The organism is Brevundimonas denitrificans (assembly GCF_030160755.1).
Taxonomy (GTDB): domain Bacteria; phylum Pseudomonadota; class Alphaproteobacteria; order Caulobacterales; family Caulobacteraceae; genus Brevundimonas; species Brevundimonas denitrificans.
Map to the genome: position 1 here is coordinate 1 of NZ_BSOY01000125.1, position 3,108 is coordinate 3,108.

At 72.0% G+C, this 3,108-nt stretch carries 5 protein-coding genes; 2 read left to right on the plus strand and 3 right to left on the minus strand.

Features of this window, described 5'->3' with window-relative positions; genetic code table 11:
• Both QQJ79_RS15125 and QQJ79_RS15130 read left to right on the plus strand, forming a co-directional pair.
• Positions 1-385: hypothetical protein (locus tag QQJ79_RS15125; RefSeq protein ID WP_284223756.1), on the plus strand; the 385-nt coding region annotated here is incomplete at its 5' end.
• Positions 386-577: 192 nt separating this feature from the next.
• On the plus strand, positions 578-1,504 hold the full coding sequence (locus QQJ79_RS15130; protein ID WP_284223757.1) for a DMT family transporter: 927 nt from the start codon (positions 578-580) through the stop codon (positions 1,502-1,504).
• 20 nt (positions 1,505-1,524) lie between these two features.
• Here QQJ79_RS15130 and QQJ79_RS15135 read toward each other — a convergent pair whose 3' ends face one another.
• The 3 genes from QQJ79_RS15135 to QQJ79_RS15145 form a co-directional block, all read right to left on the minus strand.
• A complete protein-coding gene (locus tag QQJ79_RS15135; RefSeq protein WP_284223759.1) occupies positions 1,525-1,728 on the minus strand; it encodes a cold-shock protein in 204 nt (67 codons plus the stop codon).
• A 156-nt stretch (positions 1,729-1,884) separates the two neighbouring features.
• Positions 1,885-2,691 carry an extensin-like domain-containing protein gene (locus tag QQJ79_RS15140; protein ID WP_284223761.1) on the minus strand — a complete coding sequence of 269 codons (807 nt, stop codon included), beginning with the start codon at positions 2,689-2,691 and terminating at the stop codon, positions 1,885-1,887.
• A 12-nt stretch (positions 2,692-2,703) separates the two neighbouring features.
• On the minus strand, positions 2,704-3,108 hold a 405-nt coding region (locus QQJ79_RS15145), incomplete at its 5' end, for a serine hydrolase (RefSeq protein WP_284223762.1).

A 3,108-nucleotide genomic window follows, 5' to 3' on the forward strand; every position in this document is an offset into this window, starting at 1 on the left:
CGAGGCGGCGGTGCTGGCGGCGTGGCGCGCGCCCCTGCACATTCGGCCCGACGACCTCGCCCGCCGGGCCCTGGCCGGCGCCGCCCATGCGCTGAAGACTGGCGAGGGGCTGAACGCCGTCCGCCTCGCCCGCGCCGCCACCGAGATCGCCCGCCTCAACGACGTCCTGCAATGGGCCGAGGAGGACCCGGCCGAGTCCGACGAACGGTTCGAGGCCGGTCAGGCGATGATGCGGATGTTCCTGCGCGAACGGGCGCTGACCCTGGCGCAGGACCTGATGGCCGGCCGCGACCTGCCGCCCGAATACGAGGACCTGAAGATCGAACTGGCCCGGCTGGAGGCGATGCGGGCGGCGGCGGATGAGGGGGCGAAAGGGGAGGGATGACAGCTTTTCGCGATTTTTGGCGGGGAGTGTCATCTGACCCTCTCCCTCCCTCCCCGAGGGAGGGATGTCGGCGCGCAGCGACGACAGGGTGGGAGGGGCTCGGCGACGCATACGCCAGCGCCTGCCTCGCCGAAGCGCCCCCACCCGGCCTCGCCTTCGGCTCGGCCACCCTCCCCCGCGGGGGAGGGAGAAATGTGCGCCTTCCCCCGCTATACGCCTCCCATGCCCTCCCGCGCCGCCGCCCTCACCGTGCTGATCCTCGCCGCCATGGTGCTCGGCTTCGCGCCGATCCTCGTCCGCCTCTCGGACGCCGGGCCGGCGGCGGCGGGCTTCTGGCGCTTCGCCTTCGCCCTGCCGTGGCTGCTGGTCATGACGGCGCGGCCGGGCGGGGAGGGCGTCGGCCGGCCGTCGAACTGGATGGTGCTGGCGGGCGGCATGCTCGTGCTCGACCTCGGCTTCTGGCACTATTCGATCGCCTTCACCTCGGTGGCCAACGCCACCACATTGACCAATCTGACGCCGGTGGTGGTGACCCTCGTCGGCTGGTGGCTGTTCAAGGACCGGCCCAAGGCCCTGTTCCTCGTCGCCCTCGCCGCGGCCATCGCCGGGGCGGTGACCATGTCGCTGGGGGCCGACGGCGGGCAGGGGGCCAACCCCCCGCTGGGCGACGTCTTCGCCGCCGTCACCGCCCTCTGGTACGCGGGCTATTTTATCGCCGTGAAGGCCGCGCGCGGGCGGCATTCGGCCGGGCGGGTGATGCTCTGGTCGACCGCCGTCGCCGCGCCGGGCCTGCTGCTGGCGGCGCTGCTGCTGGGCGAACAGATACTGCCCGGCTCATGGGGCGGCTGGGCCGCCTGCGCCGGCCTCGGCCTGATGCATGTGGTGGGGCAGGGCGGGGTCGCCTGGTCGCTGGGCCGGCTGCCCGCCGCCCTGACCGCCGTGACCGTCCTGATCCAGCCGGTCGTCGCCGCCCTGCTCGGCTGGCTCATCTTCGCCGAGACCCTGACGCCGGTGCAGGCGCTGGGCGGGGCGGTGGTTCTGGCGGCGATCGTCCTCGCTCAATGGTCGTCGATCAAAAAGAAAGGCGCGGAGGTCGAGACCGCCGCGCCCGTCTTGTGATCGTGGTGTCAGCCTTGGCTTCAGAGAAGCTTCAGGTCGATCGCCGAGGTCTTGCCGCGCTGGGATTCCAGCTCGTATTCGACCTTGGCGTTTTCATCCAGGCCCTGCAGGCCCGCCTTCTGAACCGCGGTGATGTGGACGAATACGTCCTGACCGCCGCCATCGGGCTGGATGAAGCCGAAACCCTTCGTCGGGTTGAACCACTTGACCGTGCCGGTCGCCATAATGCGTCTCCTGAACGCGCTTTCCAGGCAGACGTCCCTCGGGGGACGCCCGTCAGCCCATCTGGACGAGCTCATTCAGCGAAGGAGCGAGCACGGGTGTGGACGCCGCGCGAAATCCGGACTGCGGCGACTTTTTCTCGCGCATTTGGGGAGCGGTCAACCCGCTTTGGCCGCCGTTTCGGCGAGGCGGGCGCGTGACGGCCCCGTGGCGCACAGCGACCGCGGCGCCCCGTCGAGGTGCAGGTGGTTGGCGTGGGCGTCGTTATAGTCCGGCGTCAGCACGGTCGAGAACACCCGGCAGGCCCCGTCGCGCAGCCGCCGCAGGAAGGTCGCCCCCTCCCGTCCGCGCGGGCCGTCTCCGGGCCAGTCCTCCAGCACCGAGACGCGCCGCCCGTCCTCCAGGGTCATGCCGCCGATATCCAGCGCATTGGCCCGCGCATGCTCGCTGGGCCGGGCGTTCAGGTCAGTCTGGCCATAGATGCGGCGGCAGCTGTAGGTGCCGACGTCGTTCAACCGGGCCACCCGGCTGCCGAAGGTCTGCATGGCCGCCGGCTGCAGCACCTGCCGCTCCCAGATGACGTAGCGCACCGCCAGCGGGCACTGCAGGACGGGGTTTCCGGGCAGGGGGGTGACGGCTCCGCCGGTGATGCGGATCGCCCCGCGGACGACGCAGAAGCCGCCGTCGTCGCGGTCCTCGGCCCGCTCCACCTGCACCCCGGCCTCGCGCAGCACCTGCATGCAGGCCTCGGTGACGGCGGCGGTCTCTTCCGGGGCGGCGGTGGCGGGCAGGACGAAATCCGCCACCTTGGCCGCCGTCGCCTGGCCGATCGGATGGCTGAGGTCGAGCGGCTTCCACGGCAGGTCCTGCTGTGGGGCGAACAGGTTCAGCAGGGCGAAGGCCGCGCAGACGCCGAGCGCCAGCTCCCACAGCAGGTTCCAGAAATCGGCGAAATCACGCTTCATGCCGGAACAGCCTTACGCGGCGGCGGCAGCCTCCGCCAGCCGCCGGACCAGGGTCGTGCAGGCCCGCTGCCCCGCGACGCCGTCGTTGGACAGGGCGATGAAGCCGAGGCCCCGCTCGGGCGCCGCCAGGACCGTGGCGAACCACATGGTGTTGGAGCCGTTGTGCGTGATCGTCGACCCCGGCCCGCCGACCCCGCCCCACGGCGCGGTCCCGACGCCCCAGCCCGCCGCATACGCCGGCGGTGCTGCGGCGGCGGGGGTCAGGAGATGACGGCGGGTCCCGTCGGTCAGCCAGTCCGGGGCGCCGCCCATCATGGCGCCGACGAAGCGGGCGTAGTCGGCCAAGCTCATATGCGCGGTTCCCGCCGGCCCCAGGGCCCTGGGATTGTCCGCGAAGCCCGCCGGATCGACGCCGAC